This window comes from Saccharopolyspora sp. ASAGF58 (genome assembly GCF_012277335.1).
Lineage (GTDB): Bacteria > Actinomycetota > Actinomycetes > Mycobacteriales > Pseudonocardiaceae > Saccharopolyspora > Saccharopolyspora hattusasensis.
In genome coordinates this window covers 1988218-2010883 of sequence record NZ_CP040605.1, presented here as the reverse complement: position 1 = coordinate 2010883, position 22666 = coordinate 1988218, and the positions used below count along the sequence as shown (strand labels likewise).

The following is a 22666-nucleotide window of genomic DNA, read 5'->3' as shown; positions in this document are numbered from 1 at the left end:
TGGCCATGACCCAATCCACCAACAGCCAGCCCAGCACCAGCCCGGTGACCCCGGTACTGACGAAGCGGTGGCTGTCGCCGACTTCCTGGACGCTGCGCACCTACGAGCAGCTGGAGGGCTACACCGCGCTGCGTAAGGCGCTCAAGGCCCACCCCGACCAGCTCATCGAGCTGGTCAAGGCCGCCGGGCTGCGAGGTCGCGGCGGCGCCGGGTTCCCCGCGGGGGTGAAGTGGAGCTTCATGCCCAAGGACCCGGTCAAGCCGCACTACCTGGTCATCAACGCCGACGAGGGCGAGCCGGGGACCTGCAAGGACATCCCGCTGATGATGGCCGACCCGCACTCGCTGATCGAGGGCTGCATCATCGCCAGCTACGCGATGCGCGCCAACCACTGCATGATCTACGTGCGCGGCGAGGCGCTGCACCCCATCCGGCGGTTGAACAACGCGGTCCGCGAGGCCTACCAGGCCGGCTACCTTGGCAAGAACATTCTCGATTCCGGCTTCGACCTGGACATCGTGGTGCACGCCGGCGCGGGCGCCTACATCTGCGGCGAGGAGACCGCGCTGCTCGACTCGCTGGAGGGCAAGCGCGGGCAGCCGCGGCTGAAGCCGCCGTTCCCGGCCGCCGCCGGGCTCTACGCCTGCCCGACCACGGTCAACAACGTCGAGACGATCGCCTCGGTGCCGTTTATCGTCAACGGCGGCGCCGAGTGGTTCCGCAAGATGGGCACCGAGAAGTCGCCCGGCCCGAAGATCTACTCGATCTCCGGGCACGTCGAGCAGCCCGGCCAGTACGAGGCCCCGCTGGGCACCACGCTGCGCGAGCTGCTGGAGCTGGCGGGCGGCATGAAGGACGGCATCCCGCTGAAGTTCTGGACGCCGGGCGGCTCGTCGACCCCGATGTTCACCGCCGAGCACCTGGACGTGCCGCTGGACTTCGAGGGCGCGGCCGAGGCCGGGTCGATGCTGGGCACGACCGCGGTGATGGTGTTCAACGAGACGGTTTCGGTGCCGTGGGCCGTGATGAAGTGGACCCAGTTCTACGAGCACGAGTCATGCGGCAAGTGCACGCCGTGCCGGGAGGGCACCTACTGGCTGGCGCAGGTGCTGGAGCGAATGGTGGACGGGCGCGGCACCGAGGAGGACATCGACACCCTCCTGGACGTTTGCGACAACATCTTCGGCCGCTCGTTCTGCGCCCTCGGTGACGGCGCGGTGAGCCCGATCGTCAGCGGCATCAAGTACTTCCGCGAGGAGTTCCTCGCGTTGTGTGAGAAGAACAAGACCGGCGAGTCCGCACTGGTAGGAGCGGCCCGATGACGGTGGCACCCAGCTCGAACGACACTGCAGAAGCCCGTCCGCTGCCTCCGGGTTACGTCCGCCTGACCATCGACGGCATCGAGGTCGTGGCGCCCAAGGGCGAGCTGCTGATCCGCACCGCGGAGCGGATGGGCATCACCATCCCGCGGTTCTGCGACCATCCGCTGCTGGACCCGGCCGGGGCCTGCCGGCAGTGCCTGGTCGAGGTCGAGATGGGTGGGCGGCCGATGCCCAAGCCGCAGGCGTCCTGCACCATGACCGTCGCCGACGGCATGGTGGTCAAGACGCAGCGGACCTCGCCGGTGGCGGACAAGGCGCAGCAGGGCGTGATGGAGCTGCTGCTGATCAACCACCCGCTGGACTGCCCGGTCTGCGACAAGGGCGGCGAGTGCCCGCTGCAGAACCAGGCGTTGAAGCACGGCCGCGCGGAGTCCCGCTTCCACGACGCGAAGCGGACCTTCGCCAAGCCGGTGCCGATCTCTTCGCAGGTGCTGCTGGACCGGGAGCGCTGCGTGCTCTGCCAGCGCTGCACCCGGTTCTCCAAGCAGGTGGCCGGTGACCCGTTCATCGAGCTGCTGGAGCGCGGGGCGCTGCAGCAGATCGGCATCGGCGAGCAGCAGCCGTTCCAGTCGTACTTCTCCGGCAACACCATCCAGATCTGCCCGGTCGGGGCGCTGACCAGCGCGGCCTACCGGTTCCGGTCCCGGCCGTTCGACCTGGTGTCGACGCCCGGCCAGTGTGAGCACTGCGCGTCCGGCTGCGAGATCCGCAACGACTGGCGGCGCGGCAAGGTGATGCGGCGGCTGGCCGGGGACGACCCGGAGGTCAACGAGGAGTGGATCTGCGACAAGGGCCGGTTCGCGTTCCGCTACGCCACCGCGGGCGACCGGATCACCCGGCCGCTGATCCGCGAGAACGGCGAGCTGCGGCCCGCGTCCTGGACCGAGGCGTTGCAGGCCGCCGCGAAGGGGCTGGCCGCCGCCCGGGACGCGAACGGCGTCGGGGTGCTGCCCGGCGGCCGGTTGACCGTCGAGGACGCCTACGCGTACTCGAAGTTCGCCCGGATCGCCTTGCGCACCAACGACATCGACTACCGGTCGCGGCCGCACTCGGAGGAGGAGCTGCGGTTCCTGGAGTCCACTGTGGTGGGTGTGACGCCGGGGACCGGGGTCACCTACCGGGAGCTGGAGTCCGCGCCCGCGGTGCTGTGCGTGGCCTTCGAGCCGGAGGAGGAATCGCCGATCGTCTTCCTGCGGCTGCGGAAAGCGGCCCGCAAGGGAAAGACCAAGGTGTTCCACGTGGGGCCGTGGGCCTCGCCGGGAGTGGCGAAGACGACGGTCATCGTGCACGACGGCGGCCCGGTCCAGACCGGCTCGCTGATCCCTTGCATGCCGGGCGATGAGCCCCTGCTCCTGCGCGAGCTCCCGTCCGATGCGGAGAACGCGCTGCAGCAGCCGGGCGCGGTACTGATCGTCGGTGAGCGCGCGGCGGAGATTCCGGGGCTGTACTCAGAGGTCTTGCGTACCGCGCAGCGGACCGGAGCCCGGGTCGCCTGGATCCCCCGGCGGGCTGGGGAGCGTGGGGCGATCGAGGTCGGCGCGCTGCCGACGCTGCTGCCTGGCGGCCGACCGGTCGCCGATGCGGCCGCCCGCGCCGAGATCGAGCAGTCCTGGGGGCTGGTCTCCGGCGCGCTGCCCACGACGGCCGGTCGCGACCTCACCGCGATCCTCACCGCCGCCGCGGCCGGGGAGCTGTCCGGCTTGGTCGTCGGCGGCGTCGACCCGAATGACCTGCCCGACCCGGCGCTGGCCGACAAGGCCCTGCACCGCGCGGACTTCGTGGTCAGCCTGGAGTTGCGGCCCAGCGCCGTTACCGAGCACGCCGACGTGGTGCTGCCCATCGCGCCGAGTGTCGAGAAGGCCGGTAGCTACCTGAACTGGGAAGGCCGCCGCCGCGAATTCCGCACCACCATCGAGGGCACCGGGGCCCTGCCGGACTGCCGGGTGCTCGACACGCTCGCGGTGGAGATGGACGCGGACCTGTTCACCCAGACCCCGGCCGCCGCGGGCGCCGAACTGGACCGCATCGGACCGCACACCGGCGCTCGGTTGCCTGCGCCGGACGAACCGGGCGGGCGGGCGCCGGCTTTCGGGGCGAACCAGGCGGTGCTGGCGACTTGGCGGCAACTGCTCGACAACGGGTCGATGCAGGCCGAGGAGCCGAACCTGGCGGGCACCGCGCGGCGGACCGTCGCAGTGCTCTCGCCGCGCACCGCGCAGCGGATCGGCCTCGGCCTCGGTCAGCGCATCGAGGTCCGCACCGCCAAGGGCGCGGTCGTGCTGCCGGCCGAGTTCGCCGAGATGCCCGACGGTGCGCTGTGGCTGCCCGCCGACTCCGGCACGTCGGAGGTGCACCGCGTCCTCGGCGTCGGGCACGGCGCGCTCGTCGACATCGCCGCCACCACGCCGATGTCCCCCGCGGCCGGCAACGGCCACGGCACCACCCACCTCGACGGGGGGAGCGCATGACCAGAACCGCGGAACTGCTCGCCGACGATCCGCTCTGGCTGATCCTGCTGAAGGTCCTGGTGATCTTCGTCTTCCTGGTCGTCATGACGCTGTTGACGATCTGGGCGGAGCGCCGGGTCATCGGCCGGATGCAGCACCGGCCCGGCCCCAACCGGGCGGGCCCGTTCGGGTTGCTGCAGTCGTTGGCGGACGGCCTGAAGCTGGCGTTCAAGGAGGACATCCGGCCCGTCCTGGCCGACAAGTGGGTGTACTTCCTGGCTCCGGTGATCTCGGCGACGCCCGCGCTGGTGTCGTTCTCGGTGATCCCGATCGGCCCCGAGGTCACCATCTTCGGCGAGCGGACCGCGCTGCAACTGGTGGACCTGCCGGTCGGCCTGCTGGTCGTGCTGGCCTGCGCCTCCATCGGCGTCTACGGCATCGTGCTGGCGGGCTGGGCCTCCGGCTCGCCGTACCCGCTGCTCGGCTCGCTGCGCTCGGCGGCGCAGGTGATCTCCTACGAGATCGCGATGGGCCTGTCGTTCGTCGCGGTGATCATGTACTCGGGCACGCTGTCCACCTCGGGCATCGTCGAGGCGCAGACGGGCGGCTGGTTCTTCCTGCTGCTGCCGTTCAGCTTCGCCGTCTACGTGGTGTCCATGGTCGGTGAGACCAACCGCGCGCCGTTCGACCTGCCGGAGGCGGAGTCGGAGCTGGTCGGCGGGTTCCACACCGAGTACTCGTCGCTGAAGTTCGCGCTGTTCTTCCTCGCCGAGTACATCAACATGGTCACCGTCTCGGCGCTGGCGACGACGCTGTTCCTCGGCGGCTGGCACGCGCCGTGGCCGCTGTCGCTGATCGGCGACGGGGTGCTCAACACCGGGTGGTGGCCGGTGCTGTGGTTCCTCGGCAAGACGGTGGCGTTCCTGTTCTTCTTCATCTGGCTGCGCGGCACGCTGCCTCGCCTGCGCTACGACCAGTTCATGAACCTGGGCTGGAAGTTCCTGGTCCCGCTGAGCCTGGTGTGGATCATCGCGGTGACCGTGATCCGCGCGCTGCGCAACGAGGAAGCGGTCACCTCGCAGCAGTTCCTCATCGGCGGCGGCGTCGTGATCGCGATCCTGCTGGCGGCGACGTTCCTGATCCCGGACCGCAAACCGGCCAAGGACGCCGACGAGATCCCGCTGGCTGGCAGCGGTTACCCGGTTCCGCCGCTGGACCTGCAAGTCCCCGAGACCCCACCGCGCCGCACCCCAATGCGCAGCGGTGCCGGCGAGGTCGCGGGTCCGGAAGGCGAGGAGGCGCCTCATGGGAATGTTTGATCCGATCAAGGGCTTCGGCGTCACCTTCTCGACCATGTTCAAGAAGGTCGTCACCGAGGAGTACCCCGAGGTCAAGAAGATCCCGGCGCCCCGGTTCCACGGCCGCCACCAGCTCAACCGGCATCCGGACGGGCTGGAGAAATGCGTCGGCTGCGAGCTGTGCGCCTGGGCGTGCCCTGCCGACGCGATCTTCGTGGAGGGCGGGAACAACACCGACGAGGCCCGGTTCTCGCCCGGTGAGCGCTACGGCAAGGACTACCAGATCAACTACCTGCGCTGCATCGGCTGCGGGTTGTGCATCGAGGCCTGCCCGACGCGCGCGCTGACGATGACCAACGAGTACGAAACCGCCGACGACAACCGCCAGGACCTGATCTACACCAAGGAGGACCTGCTGGCGCCGCTGCTGCCCGGCATGGAGCAGCCGCCGCACCCGATGCGGCTGGGCAACGACGAGCAGGACTACTACGTGCGTGGTCCCGAGTTGGCCCGGCAGCGGGGGATCCCGGCGGAGGAGACGGTCGAGTCCGGGCATGAGGAGGCCGGGAGATGACCCTCGAAGCGGCGCAGTTCCTCGCGCAGGCGCCGAGCGGCGTGGTGGGCACCGGCGAGACGGTGGTCTTCTGGGTGCTCGGCCCGCTGGCGCTCGTCGGTGGGCTGGGCATGGTGTTCGCTCGCAACGCGGTCCACTCCGCGCTGTGGCTGGCGCTGACGATGCTGAGCCTCGGCGTGCTCTACATGGTGCAGAGCGCCCCGTTCCTGGGCTTCACCCAGATCATCGTCTACACCGGCGCGATCATGATGCTGTTCCTGTTCGTGCTGATGATGGTCGGCCGCGACTCTTCGGACTCGGTGGTCGAGGTGCTGCGCGGGCAGCGGCTGTGGGCCGGCCTCGGCGGCATCGGCCTGGCCGTGCTGTTGGTCTCCGGGCTGGCGCGGGCGCTGACCGCGGTGCAGCCCGCCGCGCCGCTGGACCCGTGGACCCCGGCCGGTGGCGGCGCGGGCGGCCTGGGGCGGCTGATCTTCACCGACTACCTGTTCCCGTTCGAGCTGACCTCGGCGCTGCTGATCACCGCCGCGGTGGGCGCGATGGTGCTGGCCTACGGCGGCAAGGGCCGCGGCCCGCGGTTGAGCCAGAAGGAGCGGGCCAACGCCCGGTTCCGCGGCGACCGCCCGTCGCCGCTGCCCGGCCCCGGCGTGTACGCGACGGCGAACTCCGTCGCCGTCCCGGCGCTGCTGCCGGACGGCTCGGTGGCGCCGGAATCGCTGTCGGAGCTGCTGGAGAACCTGCCCACGGATCGGCTCGGCGAGGAGCGGCGCGCCGTCGCCGGCAAGGAGCCGGAGCCCGATCCGCACGCGTTGACCGGCGGGCACCACGAGGAGACCCCCTCGATGCCCGAGCAGAACAACTCGGACCTCCCGCACGCCAACGGCAACGGGGCGGGCCGCACGAACGGCCACGAGTCCGAGCACGTCTCCTCCGAGGAGGTCCGGCAGTGACCCCTACCTACTACCTGCTGCTGTCGGCGTTGCTGTTCACCATCGGTGCCGTCGGGGTCCTGGTGCGGCGCAACGCGATCGTGGTGTTCATGTGCATCGAGCTGATGCTCAACGCGGTCAACCTGACGCTGGTGACCTTCGCCCGCATCGAGGGGACGGTGCACGGGCAGGTCATGGCCTTCTTCGTGATGGTGGTCGCCGCGGCCGAGGTGGTAGTCGGCCTGGCCATCATCATGTCGATCTTCCGGACGCGTCGCTCGGCCTCGGTCGATGACGCCAACCTGCTGAAGTACTGAGAGGGCGCGTGGTGACGGCAAATACGATTACCGCGGCGATGAATTCCGGGGCCTTCCTGGCCGGGACCAACCCGGACGTGGTCAGCGCGGCCGGCGGGATCCAGCAGAACGCCTGGCTGCTGGTCGCATTCCCCGCGCTGGGCGCGCTGATCCTGCTCGTCGCCGGACGCCGGGCCAACGGCTGGGGCCACATTCTCGGTTGCGCCACCGTGATCGCGTCCTTCGTGTACGGGGTGCTGCTGTTCAGCTCCATCGCCGGCATGCCCCAGGGTGGCCAGGTGCGGGAACTGCACATGTTCTCGTGGATCCCGGTCAACGCCCTGCAGGTCGACTTCGGGCTCCGGCTCGATCCGCTGGCGATGGTGTTCGTGCTGCTGATCACCGGTGTGGGCTCGCTGATCCACATCTACTCGATCGGCTACATGGCGCACGACCAGGAAGGCCGCACCGGGCGGGACAACACCGAGCGCCGCCGGTTCTTCGGCTACCTCAACCTGTTCGTCGCCGCGATGCTGGTCCTGGTGCTGGGCAACAGCTTCGTGACCCTGTACCTGGGTTGGGAAGGCGTCGGCCTCGCGTCGTACCTGCTGATCGGCTTCTGGCAGGGCCGCCCGTCGGCGGCCGCGGCGGCGACGAAGGCGTTCGTGATGAACCGGGTCGGCGACATCGGCCTGGCGCTGGCGATCTTCCTGCTGTTCGCGAACCTCGGCACCACCCAGTACACCGAGGTCTTCGCCCGCGCCGGCGAGCTCACGCCGGGCGTGCTGCTGGCGATCACGCTGCTGCTGTTGCTGGGTGCATGCGGCAAGTCCGGCCAGGTGCCGCTGCAGGCGTGGTTGCCGGACGCCATGGAAGGCCCGACCCCGGTGTCCGCGCTCATCCACGCCGCGACCATGGTCACCGCGGGCGTGTACCTGATCGCGCGGTCCAACCCGCTGTTCACGCTCTCGCCCGGCGGGCAGCTGGCGGTCACCATCGTCGGCGCCGTGACGCTGCTGGTCGGCTGCATCATCGGTTGCGCCTACGACGACATCAAGAAGGTCCTGGCGTACTCCACGGTCAGCCAGATCGGCTACATGATGCTGGCCGTCGGGCTCGGCCCGGCCGGGTACGCGCTGGGCATCATGCACCTGCTCACCCACGGCTTCTTCAAGGCCGGGCTGTTCCTCGGCGCCGGTTCGGTGATGCACGGCATGAACGACGAGGTCGACATGCGCAAGTTCGGCGGCCTCTACCGGTTCATGCCGATCACCTTCGCCACCTTCGGGCTCGGTTACCTGGCGCTGATCGGTTTCCCGTTCCTGTCCGGGTACTACTCGAAGGACGCGATCATCGAGGCGGCGTTCGGCCAGGAGGGCTGGCGCGGCTGGGTTTTCGGCGGCGCGGCGATGCTGGGCGCGGCGATCACCGCGTTCTACATGACCCGCCTGGTGCTGATGACGTTCTTCGGCGAGAAGCGTTGGGAGAAGCTGAATGCCGAGAACGCGCCCGGGGGCGCGAACAGAGCCTTCCACCCGCACGAGTCGCCCGCGGTGATGACCGCGCCGATGATCGTGCTGGCCGTCGGCTCGGTCGCGGCGGGCATGTTCTTCGCCGGGGGCGACCGGCTGGTCGGATTCCTCGCGCCGTCGCTGGGCGAACTGCACGAGGCCGAGCACACCGCGATCCCGCACGCGATGATCCCGGTGCTGACCGTCGCGCTCTCCGCGCTGGGCGTGCTGATCGCCTGGCTGGTGGTCGGGCGCAAGCCGGTTCCGGTGCAGCGCCCGGAGCGGGTGTCGCCGATCGTGCGCGCGGCCCGCGCGGACCTGGGCGGCAACGCGCTGAACAACCTCCTGGCGGTGCGGCCGACGTTCGGCCTGGCGCGCGGACTGGTCACTGTGGACCAGAAGGGCGTCGACGGCACTGTCAACGGCATCGCCGGGTTCCTCGGCTTCAGCTCCGGCCGCCTGCGCCGGCTGCAGACCGGCTTCGTCCGGTCCTACGCCCTGTCCATGCTCTTCGGCGGAATCCTGGTGATCGCCGCCCTGATGGCAGTGGGGATCCCGACATGACGACGTGGCTGGTGTCAATTTCGCGAGAAATTGACCGTCACCCGGGTGAACGTCAATTTCTCGCGAAATTGGCAAACCCCCGCACTTCGGTGACGGCGCGTGACCATTGTGGACTCCGTTGGCCGAGCGAGCTCCGGGAGGAGATCCGATGACCCTGCTCCTCGCACTGATCCTGCTGCCGATCGTCGGGTCGGTGGTGGTGGCGCTGCTGCGCGGGAACGCGGTGGTGGCCAAGTGGACCGCGCTCGGGTTCTCCCTGGCGGAGCTGCTGATCGCGGGCACCGCGTGGTTCGCCTACGACCCGGCGGGACCGCGGCTGCAGCTCACCAGCTCGGTGGAGTGGATCCCGGCGTTCGACATCCGGCTCTCGCTCGGCGTGGACGGAATCGCGCTGGTGATGATCGCGGTGATCGCGCTGCTCACTCCGCTGGTGCTCGGCTACAGCTGGGGCGAGCGCCTGCCTGCCGGGCGCACCCACGGCGGCTTCTTCTCGCTGCTGCTGCTGGAACAGGCCCTGACGGTTGCGGTGTTCGCCGCGACCGACGTGTTCCTGTTCTACGTGCTCTTCGAGATCATGCTGATCCCGATGTACTTCCTCATCGGCGGCTACGGCGGCGAGAACCGCACCTACGCCGCGGTGAAGTTCTTCCTGTACTCGTTCCTCGGCGGCCTGATCATGCTGGCCTCGGCGATCGGCGCGTACGTCTACAGCGCGCAGGTCACCGGGCGCGGCACCTTCGACTGGGCGTCGCTGGTGCCGGTGCTCTCCGATGCGCCGACCAGCGTGCAGGTGTGGCTGTTCCTCGGGTTCTTCACCGCGTTCGCCATCAAGGCCCCGCTGATCCCGTTCCACACCTGGCTGCCGGACGCGGCGCAGCAGGCACCGATCGGCGTCGCGGTGATCGTCGTCGGCGTGCTCGACAAGGTCGGCACCTTCGGCTTCCTGCGCTACAGCCTGCCGCTGACGCCGGAGGCGTCGAAGCTGCTCGCCCCGATGGTGCTGGTGCTCGCGGTGATCGGCGTGCTCTACGGCTCGCTGCAGGCTTTCGGCCAGACCGACCTCAAGCGCTTCATCGCCTACGTGTCGATCGCGCACTTCGGCTTCATCGCGCTGGGCATCTTCGCGTTCACCTCGCAGGCGCAGGTGGGCGCGGTGTCGTACATGATCAACCACAGCATTGCGACGGGCATGCTGATCCTGGTGATCGGCATGGTGATCGTGCGCGGCGGCTCCACCCGGATCGCCGACTACGGCGGCATGGCGAAGGTCGCGCCGCTGCTGGCCGGGACGCTGCTGATCGCCGGGTTGAGCACCCTGTCGCTGCCCGGCACGAACTCGTTCATCAGCGAATTCCTGGTGCTGGTCGGTGCTTTCCAGACCCAGCCGGTGTACACGGTGTTCGCCACCATCGGCATGGTGCTGGCCGCGGTCTACGTGCTCTGGCTGTACCAGCGGACGATGCAGGGCCCGGTGCGCGGTGACGCGCTGCTGGGCACCGCGGGCGGGCCGGGCGCGGTGACCGACCCGAACAAGCCGGGCGCGCACCGGCTGCGGGTTGGCGACCTCGGCGCCCGCGAGATCGCGGTGCTGACCCCGCTGATCGTGTTGGTGCTCGCGTTGGGCTTTTACCCGAAGCCGGTGTTGGACGTGATCAACCCGTCGGTCGCGGCAACCATGAGCGAGGTCGGCGTCACCGACCCCGTGACCTCGCAGGGAGGTAACTGACAGTGGGCGTCTTGACGAATGGGGCCGGGGCGATGACGCAGCTCCCGGGCGTGCAGATCCCGCCGATCGACTACGCGGCCATCGCCCCGGTCCTGGTGATCCTCGGCGCGGCCTGCCTGGCGATCCTCGTCGAGGCGTTCCTGCCGCGGCACCAGCGCTGGTCGGTGCAGGTGGCTTTGAGCCTCGCGGCGATCGTGATCGCCGGGGTGGCGTTGGCGGGGTACGCCCGCGGCGGCGGTACGGGCGTGACCACGCTGTCCGACAGCCTCGCGGTCGACCCGCCCACGCTGTTCCTGTGGGGCACCCTGCTCGCGCTCGGCCTGGCGGCGATCCTGATGATCGCGGACCGCTCGGTGGAGCCGGGCGGCGCCTTCGTCGCCGAGTCGCGGGCCACCGACGGGCCGGGCGCGATGACCCGCGCGGCCGCCGGGGTCGCGGGGATGCGCACCGAGGTCTTCCCGCTCGCGCTGTTCTCGCTCGGCGGGATGATGGTGTTCTGCGCGGCGAACGACCTGCTGACCATGTTCATCGCGCTCGAGGTGCTAAGCCTGCCGCTGTACCTGATGTGCGGGCTGGCCAAGCGGCGTCGTCTGCTGTCGCAGGAGGCGGCGGTCAAGTACTTCCTCCTCGGCGCGTTCGCCTCGGCGTTCTTCCTTTACGGCCTGGCCCTGCTCTACGGCTACGCGGGCTCGGTGAAGCTGCAGGCCATCGCGGACGCCACCGCCGGAACGGAGCGCTCGGACACGCTGCTGTTCGCCGGGCTCGGCCTGCTGCTGGTGGGCCTGCTGTTCAAGGCCTCGGTCGGCCCGTTCCACACCTGGACCCCGGACGTCTACCAGGGCGCCCCGACCGCGGTCACCGGCTTCATGGCGGCCTGCACCAAGGTCGCCGCGTTCGGCGGGATCCTGCGGGTGCTGCAGGTGGCGTTCCACGCGTCCAGCTGGGAGTGGCGCGGCGTGCTGTGGGCCGTGGCGATCGCGTCGATGGCCATTGGCGTGGTGCTCGGCCTGACGCAGCGCGACATCAAGCGGATGATCGCCTACTCGTCCGTCGCGCACGCCGGGTTCATGTTGATCGGATCGATCGCGCTGACCGAGCGCGGGCTGGCCGGCACCCTGTTCTACCTGCTGACCTACGGGTTCACCACGATCGCCGTGTTCGGCGTGATCAGCCTCGTGCGCAGGGCCGACGGTGAGGCAACTCACCTTTCAGACTGGGCCGGATTGGCGAAGCGTTCACCGCTGGTCGCCGGGGTGTTCACCTTCCTGCTGTTCGCCCTCGCCGGCATCCCGCTGACGAGCGGTTTCGTCGGGAAGTTCGTGGTCTTCGAGGCGGCGCTGGCGGATGGCATGGCCCCGCTGGTGGTGGTGGCCCTGGTGGCCAGTGCGGTTGCCGCCTTCTTCTACCTTCGTGTCATCGTGCTGATGTACTTCAGCGAACCGGCCGCGGACGGCCCCACCGTCAGCGTGCCGGGTGCGTTCACGACAGCGGCGATCACGCTCGGTGTGGTCGTGACGCTGTTGCTGGGCGTGCTGCCGACCTTGGCGCTGGACTGGGCGAACGTCGGTGGCTTCGTGTCGTAGAGTGCTCGCCCGTAGGGCGATCCGGGGGAGCGAAGGCGACGGTGACGTGAGCAGGCCAGCGGGTGACCCGATCAGTGAGCTGACCATGGGCCGATCGGGCGGGTTCGACATCGCCGACGAGGCGTTGGCCGACTCGGTGCGGCAAGGCTTGGCCCGGGTGGAGCGGCTGCTGCGCGAATCCGTGCGCAGCGACTTCGAGTTCGCCACTCGCACCTCACTGCACCTGGTGGATGCGGGAGGCAAGCGGTTCCGGCCTCTGTTCGCGCTGCTCGCCGCGCAGTTCGGCGACCCCGATGCGGAAGGGGTGATCAAGTCCGCGGCGGTGGTCGAGATGATCCACCTCGCCACGCTCTACCACGACGACGTGATGGACGAAGCGACCATGCGGCGCGGCGCGACCAGCGCCAACGCCCGCTGGGACAACTCGGTCGCGATCCTGACCGGCGACTTCCTGTTCGCCCGGGCGTCCCGGCTGATCGCCGACCTCGGCAGCGAAGCGGTCCGGCAGATGGCGGGCACCTTCGAGGCGCTGGTCACCGGCCAGATGCGGGAGACGGTCGGGGTCGGTCCGGACGAGGACGCCGTCGAGTTCTACCTCACGGTGATCTACGAGAAGACCGGTTCGCTGATCGCCACCGCCGGGCGGTTCGGCGCCTGGTTCTCCGGTGTGGACGAGGCGACGATCGACGCGCTGGAGCGGGTCGGCCGGATCCTGGGCACCGGTTTCCAGATCTCCGACGACATCATCGACATCGCCTCGCCGGCCAACGAGTCCGGCAAGACCCCGGGTACCGACCTCCGTGAGGGGGTGCGGACGCTGCCGATGCTGTACGCGCTGGCCGACGAGGACACCTCCCCGAGACTGCGCGAACTGCTCGCCGGGCCGCTGACCGTGGACGCCGAGGTCGACGAGGCGCTGGAGCTGCTGCGCGCGTCCAACGGGCTCGCGCGGACCCGCGCCACCCTGGACGAATTCGCCGACGACGCCCGCAAGGAGCTCGCCTCGCTGCCGGACGTCCCGGCCCGCGAAGCGTTGTGGATGCTGGTCGATTACGTGGTGGCGCGAACTCGCTGAGGCGGCCCCGCGGCGATCAAGGGTCTCCGCCGGTACCACCGGCCGTCAGTCCTTTGGGCAGCTATCGATAGCAACCTAAAGGCTCATAGCCGGCGGGAAAACCGATAGAGCCACAGCGTTCGCGTGCCCGGAAAGTTGTGCGGGGGCAACCCGAGCGTGTCACGAGCCGGTCAAGCTGGCCCTCGGCAGGGGTGTCCCGTGGTAGGTATCCCTCGGAGAACTGGCGACGCTGCTGGAGCCCTGAGGAGGGACATCGCTCGTGATCACCTGGTTGTTCACCCAGGTGTGGTTGTGGAGCCTCGCCGCGTTCGCGTTGGGGGCGCTGATCACCTGGCTGCTCTTCGTCCGCCCGCTGCGACGCCGCCTGGCGGAATTCACCGCGCCCTGCCCGGAGGACGAGTACGCGTACGACCAGGCGGGCGGCTACGAGGGCTACGAGGCAGACGAGCAGACCGCCGGTGACGCCCCGTTCGACCTGCTGCGCTCGACGCCCCCACGCCTGGAACAGCCGGACGAGCCGGAGGCCGGCGACTGGAGGCGAGCCCCGCGGGCCTGGGTGACCCCGGAGCAGGCGAAGCCCGCGCGCAACGACAGCGACAGCGAGTGGTTCCGCGAGTGGGACAAGCGCGTGAACGCAGTCGGAGTGCACCGCGACGCCGCCGCGGTGCAGCCGCGCGTCCCGTCGGCTGCGGAGGAGTCCGCGGGTAATGCGCAGCCGCCGGGAAGGCCCGCGGAATGGGTGACGCCTGGCGGGACGGCGAAGCCGCCCGCGGCCGGGAAGCGCGCCGGGGCGAAGCCGCGGGGAGCCGGGGAGCCCGCCGGGACGGCGAAGCCTGAGTCGGCCGGTGGCGCGGCTACGCCGCAGGCTTCGGCGGAATCGGTTGGGACGGCACGGAAGCCTGCCAAGACCCCGCTATCGGCGGAGTCCGCTGCGGCCACGCGGAAACCGGCCTCGCCGCAGGCGTCGGCCGAGCCCGACACGGTTGTCGAATCGGTGGTGGAATCGCGGGTCGTCGGGGAGTCGGCCGAGACCGTGCGGACGCCCGCCGTGACGCCCGCCAAGGAGCAGCCTGCAGAACGCGCGACGGTGTGGCCGGACGCGGAACCCGAGACGACGGAGTCGTCGGCGAGGTCTCCAGCGGAAGTGGTCGCGGCGATCGCCGCGGAGGCCGCCGGGACGCCTGCGAAGCGGGCGGAGTCTTCGGAACCCGGGAACGCGGGGCGCGGAGCGGACGACGCGACGGCGTCGCGGTTGTCCGGGCAGCTGCGGTCGCTGTTCGAGCCGGTGGAGCCGCGAAGCGGCGGGGCGTCGGATACGCCGTACGTGCCGCCGGTCGGAGCGGATGCGACGCAGGTGATCCCGAAGGTCGGGGATGGTGGCGCGGCGGAGCCGCCGCCGCTGCCGCGGCGCACGCCCGGTGCCGGGCCGAGGCCCGGTCGGGCGGGCGGCTCGGGGCCGATGATCAAGGGGCACTCCGCGTCCAGGCAGTACCACAGCCCCGAATCGCCGGCTTACGGCAAGATCGTCGCCGACGTGTGGTTCCGCACCCCGGCCGACGCCGAGAGCGCCGGCTTCGAACCCTGGAACGGCCACCGCGCCACCTGAGAGCCTGTCGGCGAATGCCGTCCGCGCCTTTGGAAGCGGCGCAGCCGCTTGCAGCCACCTTGCCAGGACGACCATCGGCGGGTTCTGAGAGGTTTTCTGGCGAGGACGGCCTGGACATACATCAGGAGGGGCACCCGCAGTCCAGGGAACCTCTCAGGTTCCGCTAAGCGACCACCCGCCCAGACCATTCACCAACAGGCTCTGAGCTTGTTGTTTAACCTTTGCGGTTTTGGTGCTGTTCGAGGGTGAGGTCGCGTTTGATGGTCTTGCCGACGTCGTGACGGGTGGCGCGGTGGGTGTTGCGGGAGCCGGTTGGGCGTCCGGGACCGGGTCGGGAGGGTTTCGGTGCGGCTGCCGGGGAACCGGTCTTCGCGTGGAGGTTGCGAAACCCCCGCCGGACGCGGGCGGGCGTCAGCCGACGGGCCTCGGTGACCGGTCTTTCCCAGGGCCGTCGAAGGTCTTCAGCGATGGGGCGGGCGAGGCGTAGTTGCGTGTGGGCGACCACGATGAGCCAGGTCCAGCGATCGGCCGAGCCGGGTGCCCGCAGTTTCGGGCGGGTCCACCCGAGGGTCTGCTTGAGCAGTCGGAAGGTGTGCTCGAGGTCGAATCGGCGGAGGAATGCCTGCCAGAGCAGATCAACCAACTCGGCGCTGGCGCCGGTGACCGAGGACCACAGCCACACCGGTTTGGGGTCCCGGTCTCCGGGCAGGTGGTCGACCTGTAAGCGGATCAGGGTGCCCTCGACGAGGGGTAGCTCGCCCTCATGGTCCAGCCAGGCACCGCGGTGGGTCAGGCGGGGGTGCAGCCGGTCCCAGGCCCGTGCCTGGGCGTGTCCATAGCGGGTGGTGTCGGTGCCGGTGGTGTGGTCGGGGGCATGCCAGCTGTTCTCCTCGGCGAGGGTGAACACGCCGCCGTGCTTGCGTGGCCGCCCGACGGTACCCGGCGGTCGGGGCGGTGCGGGCCGCAGCAGGACGCGGTCGGAGCGGATTCTGCCCACCAGCTCCACGGGCAGATCGGCGAGGACGAAGGCCAACCGGGTCACGTCGTAGCCGGCGTCGGTCACGATCAGGATGCGCGGATCGCCGGGCCGCCAGTGTCCGGCGTCCATGATCCGGCCCACGACCTCACGTAGCTGAGCGGCGGTGACCGCGGTGGCATCGTCGGCGGGCCCCAGCCGCACCGCATCCAGGATCGCCGTCCACGAGGTACGCCCCGTCTCCAGCGCGGCGACAAAGGAGTAGGGCCAGCCCGGGATGAGCTGCGAGGCGCTACGGGAGCGGCCATAGACATGGCAGAACAGCCGCTCGGGGCTGCACGCGGCGTCCGGGCGCAGCCAGGGCGAGACGTCCACGGCCAGGGTGATCCGCCCGTCAGCGGCACGCGGTAATGGCAGCCTGGCCAAGGTGGTGCGTAACCGGTCGACCTCGACGCGGCCGTGGTTGATCGCGTCGTAGCCGGCGCCATGCCCGCGCCGGTGCTCCGCGGCCAGGGACAGCTCGGCCAGGCTGGTGACCGGTCCATCGCTGCATAACACCGCGTCGGTCAGCTCGAACAACGCATCCGCCCGCCCGGTCAGACACTCGTAGAACCGTTGGCGGAACCCGGACAGCTCCCCGAGCGCATCAGCTTGGCCGGTGTCGTGCACACTCATCATCGAAGCCCTTGGTTGTGATCTTCCATCTGTCGCAAGAGGAATGATCAACCAAGGGCTTCATCTATGATCAACCGGGGCCCCACCACGGTGCTACCTGGTTAAACAACAAGCTGAGGCCCGCTAACCGAAACGAGGTCGGCGACGGGTTCGGGGGCTTCACTCCGGCTGGGGTTGGCGCTCCATGAGTCGGGAGAGGACCACTGTGGACACCGTCCGGCTCACGAACTCCACCGAGCGCAGGCGCTCCATCGCTTCTTCGAGGTGATGGATGTTCGCCGCCCGCAGGTGCACGATCGCGTCGGCCTGCCCGGACACCGTGTAGGCCGCGACCACCTCCGGCAGCGGTTCGAGCCCGACGCGGATCCGGTGCGCCGGGACGTTGCCATCGCAGTGCACCTCCACGAATGCCTCCGTTCCCCAGCCCAGCGCCTCCGGGTCGACGACTGCGGTGAACCCCTGCAGCACGCCCAGGTCCAGCAGCTTGTCCACCCGCCGCTTCACCGCGGGCGCGGACAGGCCCACCTCCGCGCCGATCTCCGCGTAGCTTGCCCGGGCATCGGCGACCAGTTGCGAAATGATTCGTTGGTCCAAGGCATCCATACGCAACATTCTGCCGCAAAAAACGAACGGAGCGTTGTTGATAGCTCGTCAGGCCAACACTTAGATTTCGATTCATGACGGTCACTGCCACTCAGGCTGTAGAGATGCTCGCGCCGCTGCAGGCCACCACGCGGCACTACGTGATGTGCGCGCCCAAGTACTTCACCGTCGCGTATTCGATCAACCCGTGGATGGATCCCGGTACGCCGGTGGACGCCGACCTGGCGATGGCCCAATGGGAGGAGCTGAAGCGCACGTACGAGCGGCTCGGGCACGTCGTCGAGGTGGTCGAACCGCAGCCCGGCCTGCCCGACATGGTGTTCGCCGCCAACTCGGCGATCGTGATCGACGACCGGGTGCTGGGCGCCCGGTTCCGGGCTCCGCAGCGGGCCGCCGAGGCCGAGCACTTCCGGCGCTGGTTCGTCACCCGCGGCTACCGGAACCTGGTGATGCCGTCCCGTATCAACGAGGCCGAGGGCGACTTCGCCTGGACCGGCCGGGTGCTGCTGGCCGGCAGCGGGTTCCGCACCGACCCCGAGGCGCACGCCGAGGCCCAGGAGGTGCTCGGGGTGCCCGTGGTGTCGCTGCGGCTGGTCGACCCGCGCTACTACCACCTGGACACCGCGCTGTTCGTGCTGGAACGCGGCGAGCGGGCGCAGGTCGCATACCTCCCGGAGGCGTTCTCGGCCGGGTCGCGCCGCGTGCTGGAGCGGATGTTCCCGGACGCCGTGATCGCCGAGCAGGCCGACGCCGCCTGCCTCGGCCTGAACGGGGTCTCCGACGGTCGCCACGTGGTGCTGCCGCTGGAGGCCACCGGGCTCGCCGCGCAACTGGCCGGCCGCGGCTACGAGCCGATCCTGCTGGACGTCTCCGAGCTCCGGAAGTCCGGCGGCGGGCCGAAGTGCTGCACGATGGAACTGCACGCCTGATGGGGCGCGAAGGGCGTCGTCGACCTGCGGCGACGCCCTTCGGCCTGACTGGGCTACTGCTCGAGGACCGCCTGCTCCCGAGCTCGAGGCTGATGGTGGGGCCGACCACGGCGATGCCCTTGGCCAGGGTGGCCTGCACCCCCGAGCTCGATACTGATGGTGGGCTCACCTCCTGAGACGTTGGCTTCAGCACATTCGCTCGGCGGAACTACGACCTGCGCCTGCTCGTTTTCTGGGTGACCTTCGGAATAGGTGGAAAGGTCTCACGAGAGGCAATCCGGCGCTCTCACCGATGACCGGATGAGCCCTTGGGCGGAGGCAGGCACGGTGCACAGTCACGTCAACGGTTTGAAGACCGCGCTGCTGCTCGGCGGCATGAGCGCGCTGGTGCTGCTGGTCGGGTCGATCTTCGGCCGGACCGGCCTGGTCATCGCGTTCTTCGTGGCGCTTGGTATGAACGGCTACGCGTACTTCAACTCGGCCAACCTGGCCCTGCGCGCGATGCGCGCCCGGCCGGTGTCGGAGGCCGAACAGCCCGCCATGTACCGGATCGTGCGGGAGCTGGCGACCTCGGCGAGGCAGCCGATGCCCGCGCTCTACATCAGTCCGACGCGGGCGCCCAACGCCTTCGCCACCGGCCGGAACCCGCGCAACGCCGCGGTGTGCTGCACGGCCGGGATCCTCGAACTGCTCAACGAGCGCGAGCTGCGTGCCGTCCTCGGTCACGAGCTCTCGCACGTCTACAACCGCGACATCCTGATCTCCAGCGTCGCCGGGGCGCTGGCCAGCGTGGTCACGTTCTTGGCCAACTTCGGGATGTTCTTCGGCATGTTCGGCGGCCAGGACGAGGACCGGCCCAACTTGTTCGCGATGCTGCTGGTGGCGCTGCTGGGCCCGATCGCCGCGGCCGTGGTGCAGATGGCCGTCAGCCGGTCCCGCGAGTACCAGGCCGACGCGTCCGGGACGCAGCTGACGGGGGATCCGCTCGCGCTGGCGTCCGCGCTGCGCAAGCTGGAGCGCGGAACCCAGCAGACGCCGCTGTCACCGGAGCCCCAGCTGGTGTCGCAGTCGCACCTGATGATCGCCAACCCGTTCCGCCCCGGCGAGCGGCTGGCCCGGCTGTTCTCCACGCACCCGCCGATGGCCGACCGCATTCGCCGCCTGGAGGGCATGGCCGGCCACCAACTCCCCCCGGCCTGGTGACGCCGCCTGGGATATCGGCGCGCCGGACTACGAGACGCCGACGGTCCGCGATTTGCATTGAAATCGCGGCAGACCTCGGTCAGCCCCGTGCGCCGGAGTTGCGGGCGACGTCCATGACGTACTCGCCGTAGCCCGACTTGGCCTGCTTCGCGCCCAGCGCGAAGCAGGCGTCGGCCGAGATGTAGCCCATGCGCAGGGCGATCTCCTCCAGGCAGGCGATCCGCACGCCCTGCCGGTGCTCCAGCACCTGCACGAACTGCGAGGCCTCCACTAGCGAGTCGTGGGTCCCGGTGTCCAGCCAGGCGAAACCGCGGCCCAACTTGGTCAGGTGCGCCCGGCCCTCTTGCAGGTAGGCCAGGTTGACGTCGGTGATCTCCAGCTCGCCGCGGGCCGACGGCGTGAGCCCCTTGGCGATGCGCACCACGTCGTTGTCGTAGAAGTACAGGCCGGTGATGGCCATGTTGGACTTCGGCTGCTCCGGCTTCTCCACGATGGACACCAGCCGACCGTCGTCGTCCACCTCGCCGACGCCGTAGCGCTGCGGGTCGCGGACCGGGTAGCCGAACAGCGTGCAGCCGTCGAGGTCCCGGACGCACTGCTGGAGGATCCCGGAGAAGCCCTGCCCGTAAAAGATGTTGTCGCCGAGCACCAGTGCCACCGAGTCGTCGCCGACGAAGTCGGCACCGATCACGAACGCCTCGGCGAGCCCGTTGGGCTGGGCCTGCTCGGCGTACTCGATCTGGATGCCGAACTGTGACCCGTCCCCGAGCAGCCGCTGGAACAACGGCATGTCGGCAGGGGTCGAGATCAGCAGCACGTCCCGGATGCCGGCCAGCATCAGCACCGACAGCGGGTAGTAGATCATCGGCTTGTCGTACACCGGCAGCAGCTGCTTGGACACGGCCTGCGTCAGCGGATGCAGCCGAGTCCCGTTGCCACCCGCCAGCACGATCCCCTTCACGCGGATACCTCCAGCGGTGGATTACCGGAAATTCTCGAACTGGAGCGCGACGTCGAAGTCGCTCGACTTCAGCAACTGGATCACGGCCTGCAGGTCGTCCTTCTTCTTGCCGGACACCCGCAGCTGCTCGCCCTGGATCTGGGCCTGCACGCCCTTCGGGCCCTCGTCGCGGATCTTCTTGGAGATCTTCTTCGCGACGTCCTGCGAGATGCCCTGCACGACCTTGCCGGTGGCCTTGTAGGTCTGGCCGGAGCTGGCGGGCTCGCCCATGTCCAGCGCCTTCAGCGAGATGCCTCGCTTGATCAGCTTCTCCTTGAAGACCTCGATGGCGGCCTTGCAGCGCTCCTCGGTCTCCGACTCCAGCACCACGGCTTCCTCGCCGGACCACTGGATCTTGGAGCCGGTGCCGCGGAAGTCGAACCGGTTGGCGAGCTCCTTGGCCGCCTGGTTCAGCGCGTTGTCCACCTCTTGGTGGTCCACCTTGCTCACCACGTCGAAGGACGGGTTTGCCACCTGTCTACCTCCCGTTGGGCCGCAGCAGCGGATCTGCGAATCATCTGCGGATACACGCTACCGGGCGGCGCTGGGGGCTTGGTCCCGGTCGCGGTGCCCGGCGTGCCCGGTGCGCAAAAAAACCGACCCCGCGACCACTTTGTCTGGTCACGGGGCCGGTTCTGCGGGTGCCAGGTGGAGGATTCGAACCTCCGAAGGCAATGCCGGCTGATTTACAGTCAGCTCCCTTTGGCCGCTCGGGCAACCTGGCTTGCGCACCAGCATTGCTGGCTTGCGAAGAAAAGAATACATACCGCCTGCCACCGGTTTCGCAGGGGGTTCCCCGCTCAATCCTCCTCGGGACGGAAGACGAGCGCGTCAGCCTGCGCCAGGCCCACGTCGAGCGCCGTGCGGGCCACCTCGGGCAGTCCGTCGCGGAAACCCGGGCCGGCTGCCTTGACCAGTACCATCAGCCGCTTGGCGATGCCGCGGGCCTGGGTGAGGCGGATCTCTTCGGCCGCCAGGACCTGGCAGGAGTCGGCGATCAGCTTGCGGTAGCGGTGGTTGAGCTCAGCGTGGCCGTCGACGACCTCTAGCGCGCTCGCCAGGTCCGCGAGTTCCGCCGTGCTGACCAGGACAAAGTACGGATCGGGCACGGAACCGCAGCCTAGTTGACCCAACTCCGGCGGTCGTCGTCCGGCCGCGCGGGCGGTTGGCGCGTTGTCGGCAACGCCGCCAGCAGCGCAGATGCCCGACTAGCCTGGATGCATGGCCATTGACCGAGCAGGTCGCGCGAAGCGGCGGCGGGAGCAGCGCGCTGCTGAGCAGCCCCCCGGCGAGCGATCTGCGGAGCAGCGCCGGACGGCCTCCGCCGCGCTCGGCGTCGAGGGCCTGTTCAGCGCGGGGGCCAAGCACCAGCTCGAGCAGCTCGCCTGGGTGGAGGTCGTGAAGGAGGACGACCGCGAGGCCGGCGGCCCGCTCGACCTCGACTCGGACGTAATACACCTAGAGCGAAAGCACCTGTGAGCGTCTTTCGGGCGCTGCAGAGACTGACTCGAAAGTCCCCCGATTTTCAGCCCGGCACGGGCATCCCGACCAGGGACACATGCGACTGTTTGAGAACTCGTTCCGCGTGCCAGTGAAACGGCGGCCCTACGGCGGCAGTGGCGGCGTTTTCGCGCGAAATCGCCGCTCGCCACGCCTGCGAGGTGACGTTTTCGCGCGAAATCGCCGCTCGCCACGCCTGCGAGGTGACGTTTTCGCGCGAAATCGCCGCAGCCACACGACCGTCACGCCGTTTCGCCGCCTCGACGGCACCGGCTCGCCCCAAACACATCCCGGCGCCCACATCCAAAACAACCTCTATAGAGGCTGAACCCCCGCGGCCCTGGCGCTCACCGCTCTGCGAAGGCCCAGCCGCTCCAGCGCGTGACCCGGACCATGATCAGCGTGCCGGTCGGCGGGTTCTCCCGGTACTGCGGGTACTTCGCCACGAGCGCGGCGAGCAAGTCCGGGTGGGCGGTGCTGTCGGCCAACTCGGCCTCGCCGTCGGCGCGGACCCACCACAGGCGGGACCAGTCGTCCTCGTAGTGGTCCACGAGCAGCGCCACCCGCGGATTCGCCGCGATGTTGCGCAGCCGCTTGAGGTTCGCGGTCCGCTTCGGCTTCCGGTCCACTGCGGTGACGATCACATCCCCGCGCGCCACGAAGACGACCGGCACCAGGTGCGGTCGTCCCAGCTCATCGGCGCTGGCCAGGCGTGCCACCCGAGCCTGCGCGAACCAGTTGCGTGCCTGCTGTTGGCTAATGCGCATCGTCCGGTCCGGTCCGTATGTTCGA

21 protein-coding genes and 1 tRNA gene are annotated in these 22666 nt (G+C 69.5%); 14 read left to right on the top strand and 8 right to left on the bottom strand.

The window, feature by feature from the left end:
- The first annotated feature begins 5 nt into the window (after positions 1-5).
- The 11 genes from nuoF (at position 6) to FDZ84_RS09235 (ending at position 14988) form a co-directional block, all read left to right on the top strand.
- Positions 6-1322, top strand: a complete 1317-nt coding sequence (nuoF, locus tag FDZ84_RS09285) for an NADH-quinone oxidoreductase subunit NuoF (RefSeq protein ID WP_168585555.1) — start codon at positions 6-8, stop codon at positions 1320-1322.
- Positions 1319-3850 (top strand): NADH-quinone oxidoreductase subunit G, encoded by a 2532-nt coding sequence (locus FDZ84_RS09280; RefSeq protein ID WP_168585554.1) that lies wholly within the window; start codon positions 1319-1321, stop codon positions 3848-3850. The genes nuoF and FDZ84_RS09280 overlap by 4 nt, the downstream gene beginning before the upstream one ends.
- Positions 3847-5148: an NADH-quinone oxidoreductase subunit NuoH gene (gene nuoH / locus FDZ84_RS09275; protein WP_168585553.1), complete on the top strand. Its 1302-nt coding sequence runs from the start codon at positions 3847-3849 to the stop codon at positions 5146-5148. Before FDZ84_RS09280 ends, nuoH begins: the two co-directional genes overlap by 4 nt.
- Positions 5135-5701, top strand: coding sequence for an NADH-quinone oxidoreductase subunit NuoI (gene nuoI / locus FDZ84_RS09270; RefSeq protein ID WP_168585552.1), 567 nt, complete (start codon positions 5135-5137; stop codon positions 5699-5701). Before nuoH ends, nuoI begins: the two co-directional genes overlap by 14 nt.
- A complete protein-coding gene (locus tag FDZ84_RS09265) occupies positions 5698-6648 on the top strand; it encodes an NADH-quinone oxidoreductase subunit J (RefSeq protein WP_168585551.1) in 951 nt (316 codons plus the stop codon). The genes nuoI and FDZ84_RS09265 overlap by 4 nt, the downstream gene beginning before the upstream one ends.
- Complete coding sequence (gene nuoK, locus FDZ84_RS09260) at positions 6645-6944, top strand: NADH-quinone oxidoreductase subunit NuoK (RefSeq protein ID WP_010315547.1); 300 nt, start codon at positions 6645-6647, stop codon at positions 6942-6944. Before FDZ84_RS09265 ends, nuoK begins: the two co-directional genes overlap by 4 nt.
- A gap of 38 nt (positions 6945-6982) precedes the next feature.
- Positions 6983-8998, top strand: coding sequence for an NADH-quinone oxidoreductase subunit L (nuoL, locus tag FDZ84_RS09255; protein ID WP_371812816.1), 2016 nt, complete (start codon positions 6983-6985; stop codon positions 8996-8998).
- A 148-nt stretch (positions 8999-9146) separates the two neighbouring features.
- Positions 9147-10724, top strand: coding sequence for an NADH-quinone oxidoreductase subunit M (locus FDZ84_RS09250; RefSeq protein WP_168585550.1), 1578 nt, complete (start codon positions 9147-9149; stop codon positions 10722-10724).
- A gap of 32 nt (positions 10725-10756) precedes the next feature.
- A complete protein-coding gene (gene nuoN, locus FDZ84_RS09245; protein ID WP_168585549.1) occupies positions 10757-12307 on the top strand; it encodes an NADH-quinone oxidoreductase subunit NuoN in 1551 nt (516 codons plus the stop codon).
- Positions 12308-12353: 46 nt separating this feature from the next.
- Entirely contained in the window at positions 12354-13382 is a 1029-nt protein-coding gene (locus FDZ84_RS09240) for a polyprenyl synthetase family protein (protein WP_168585548.1), read from the top strand.
- A 259-nt stretch (positions 13383-13641) separates the two neighbouring features.
- The gene (locus FDZ84_RS09235) at positions 13642-14988 is read left to right on the top strand and encodes a hypothetical protein (RefSeq protein ID WP_168585547.1); all 1347 of its coding nucleotides are present in this window, start codon (positions 13642-13644) and stop codon (positions 14986-14988) included.
- Between the two features lie 214 nt (positions 14989-15202).
- On the opposite strand, the gene FDZ84_RS09230 is transcribed toward FDZ84_RS09235, so the two are convergent.
- Positions 15203-16633 carry an NF041680 family putative transposase gene (locus FDZ84_RS09230; protein ID WP_210435628.1) on the bottom strand — a complete coding sequence of 477 codons (1431 nt, stop codon included), beginning with the start codon at positions 16631-16633 and terminating at the stop codon, positions 15203-15205.
- A 165-nt stretch (positions 16634-16798) separates the two neighbouring features.
- On the bottom strand, positions 16799-17242 hold the full coding sequence (locus FDZ84_RS09225; protein ID WP_210435492.1) for an Lrp/AsnC family transcriptional regulator: 444 nt from the start codon (positions 17240-17242) through the stop codon (positions 16799-16801).
- A gap of 104 nt (positions 17243-17346) precedes the next feature.
- On the opposite strand from FDZ84_RS09225, the gene ddaH reads away from it, so the two are divergent.
- On the top strand, positions 17347-18171 hold the full coding sequence (ddaH, locus tag FDZ84_RS09220) for a dimethylargininase (protein ID WP_210435671.1): 825 nt from the start codon (positions 17347-17349) through the stop codon (positions 18169-18171).
- Between the two features lie 327 nt (positions 18172-18498).
- Positions 18499-19374, top strand: coding sequence for a zinc metalloprotease HtpX (gene htpX / locus FDZ84_RS09215; RefSeq protein ID WP_168589919.1), 876 nt, complete (start codon positions 18499-18501; stop codon positions 19372-19374).
- 79 nt (positions 19375-19453) lie between these two features.
- On the opposite strand, the gene rfbA is transcribed toward htpX, so the two are convergent.
- The 4 genes from rfbA to FDZ84_RS09195 all read right to left on the bottom strand — a co-directional run bounded on the left by rfbA (position 19454) and on the right by FDZ84_RS09195 (position 21483).
- A complete protein-coding gene (gene rfbA, locus FDZ84_RS09210; protein ID WP_168585544.1) occupies positions 19454-20335 on the bottom strand; it encodes a glucose-1-phosphate thymidylyltransferase RfbA in 882 nt (293 codons plus the stop codon).
- A gap of 21 nt (positions 20336-20356) precedes the next feature.
- Complete coding sequence (locus FDZ84_RS09205; RefSeq protein ID WP_168585543.1) at positions 20357-20848, bottom strand: YajQ family cyclic di-GMP-binding protein; 492 nt, start codon at positions 20846-20848, stop codon at positions 20357-20359.
- Between the two features lie 168 nt (positions 20849-21016).
- Positions 21017-21098, bottom strand: a tRNA-Tyr gene (locus FDZ84_RS09200).
- A gap of 76 nt (positions 21099-21174) precedes the next feature.
- Positions 21175-21483, bottom strand: coding sequence for a hypothetical protein (locus tag FDZ84_RS09195; RefSeq protein ID WP_246868894.1), 309 nt, complete (start codon positions 21481-21483; stop codon positions 21175-21177).
- A gap of 112 nt (positions 21484-21595) precedes the next feature.
- Between FDZ84_RS09195 and FDZ84_RS09190 the strand changes: the two genes are divergently transcribed.
- Positions 21596-21853, top strand: coding sequence for a hypothetical protein (locus FDZ84_RS09190; protein WP_168585541.1), 258 nt, complete (start codon positions 21596-21598; stop codon positions 21851-21853).
- A 46-nt stretch (positions 21854-21899) separates the two neighbouring features.
- On the opposite strand, the gene FDZ84_RS09185 is transcribed toward FDZ84_RS09190, so the two are convergent.
- Positions 21900-22181: a hypothetical protein gene (locus FDZ84_RS09185; RefSeq protein ID WP_168585540.1), complete on the bottom strand. Its 282-nt coding sequence runs from the start codon at positions 22179-22181 to the stop codon at positions 21900-21902.
- Between the two features lie 40 nt (positions 22182-22221).
- A complete protein-coding gene (locus tag FDZ84_RS09180; RefSeq protein WP_168585539.1) occupies positions 22222-22641 on the bottom strand; it encodes a TIGR03668 family PPOX class F420-dependent oxidoreductase in 420 nt (139 codons plus the stop codon).
- Positions 22642-22666: the final 25 nt, after the last annotated feature.

Bases quoted from the DNA above. Each gene is read 5' to 3' on its own strand.
- nuoH (WP_168585553.1), top strand. From the start codon at position 3,847: ATGACCAGAACCGCGGAACTGCTCGCCGACGATCCGCTCTGGCTGATC.
- nuoI (WP_168585552.1), top strand. From the start codon at position 5,135: ATGGGAATGTTTGATCCGATCAAGGGCTTCGGCGTCACCTTCTCGACC.
- nuoL (WP_371812816.1), top strand. From the start codon at position 6,983: ATGAATTCCGGGGCCTTCCTGGCCGGGACCAACCCGGACGTGGTCAGC.
- FDZ84_RS09180 (WP_168585539.1), bottom strand. From the start codon at position 22,641: ATGCGCATTAGCCAACAGCAGGCACGCAACTGGTTCGCGCAGGCTCGG.
- FDZ84_RS09225 (WP_210435492.1), bottom strand. From the start codon at position 17,242: ATGGATGCCTTGGACCAACGAATCATTTCGCAACTGGTCGCCGATGCC.
- nuoF (WP_168585555.1), top strand. From the start codon at position 6: ATGACCCAATCCACCAACAGCCAGCCCAGCACCAGCCCGGTGACCCCG.
- FDZ84_RS09190 (WP_168585541.1), top strand. From the start codon at position 21,596: ATGGCCATTGACCGAGCAGGTCGCGCGAAGCGGCGGCGGGAGCAGCGC.
- nuoN (WP_168585549.1), top strand. From the start codon at position 10,757: ATGACGCAGCTCCCGGGCGTGCAGATCCCGCCGATCGACTACGCGGCC.
- ddaH (WP_210435671.1), top strand. From the start codon at position 17,347: ATGCTCGCGCCGCTGCAGGCCACCACGCGGCACTACGTGATGTGCGCG.
- FDZ84_RS09265 (WP_168585551.1), top strand. From the start codon at position 5,698: ATGACCCTCGAAGCGGCGCAGTTCCTCGCGCAGGCGCCGAGCGGCGTG.
- FDZ84_RS09250 (WP_168585550.1), top strand. From the start codon at position 9,147: ATGACCCTGCTCCTCGCACTGATCCTGCTGCCGATCGTCGGGTCGGTG.
- FDZ84_RS09280 (WP_168585554.1), top strand. From the start codon at position 1,319: ATGACGGTGGCACCCAGCTCGAACGACACTGCAGAAGCCCGTCCGCTG.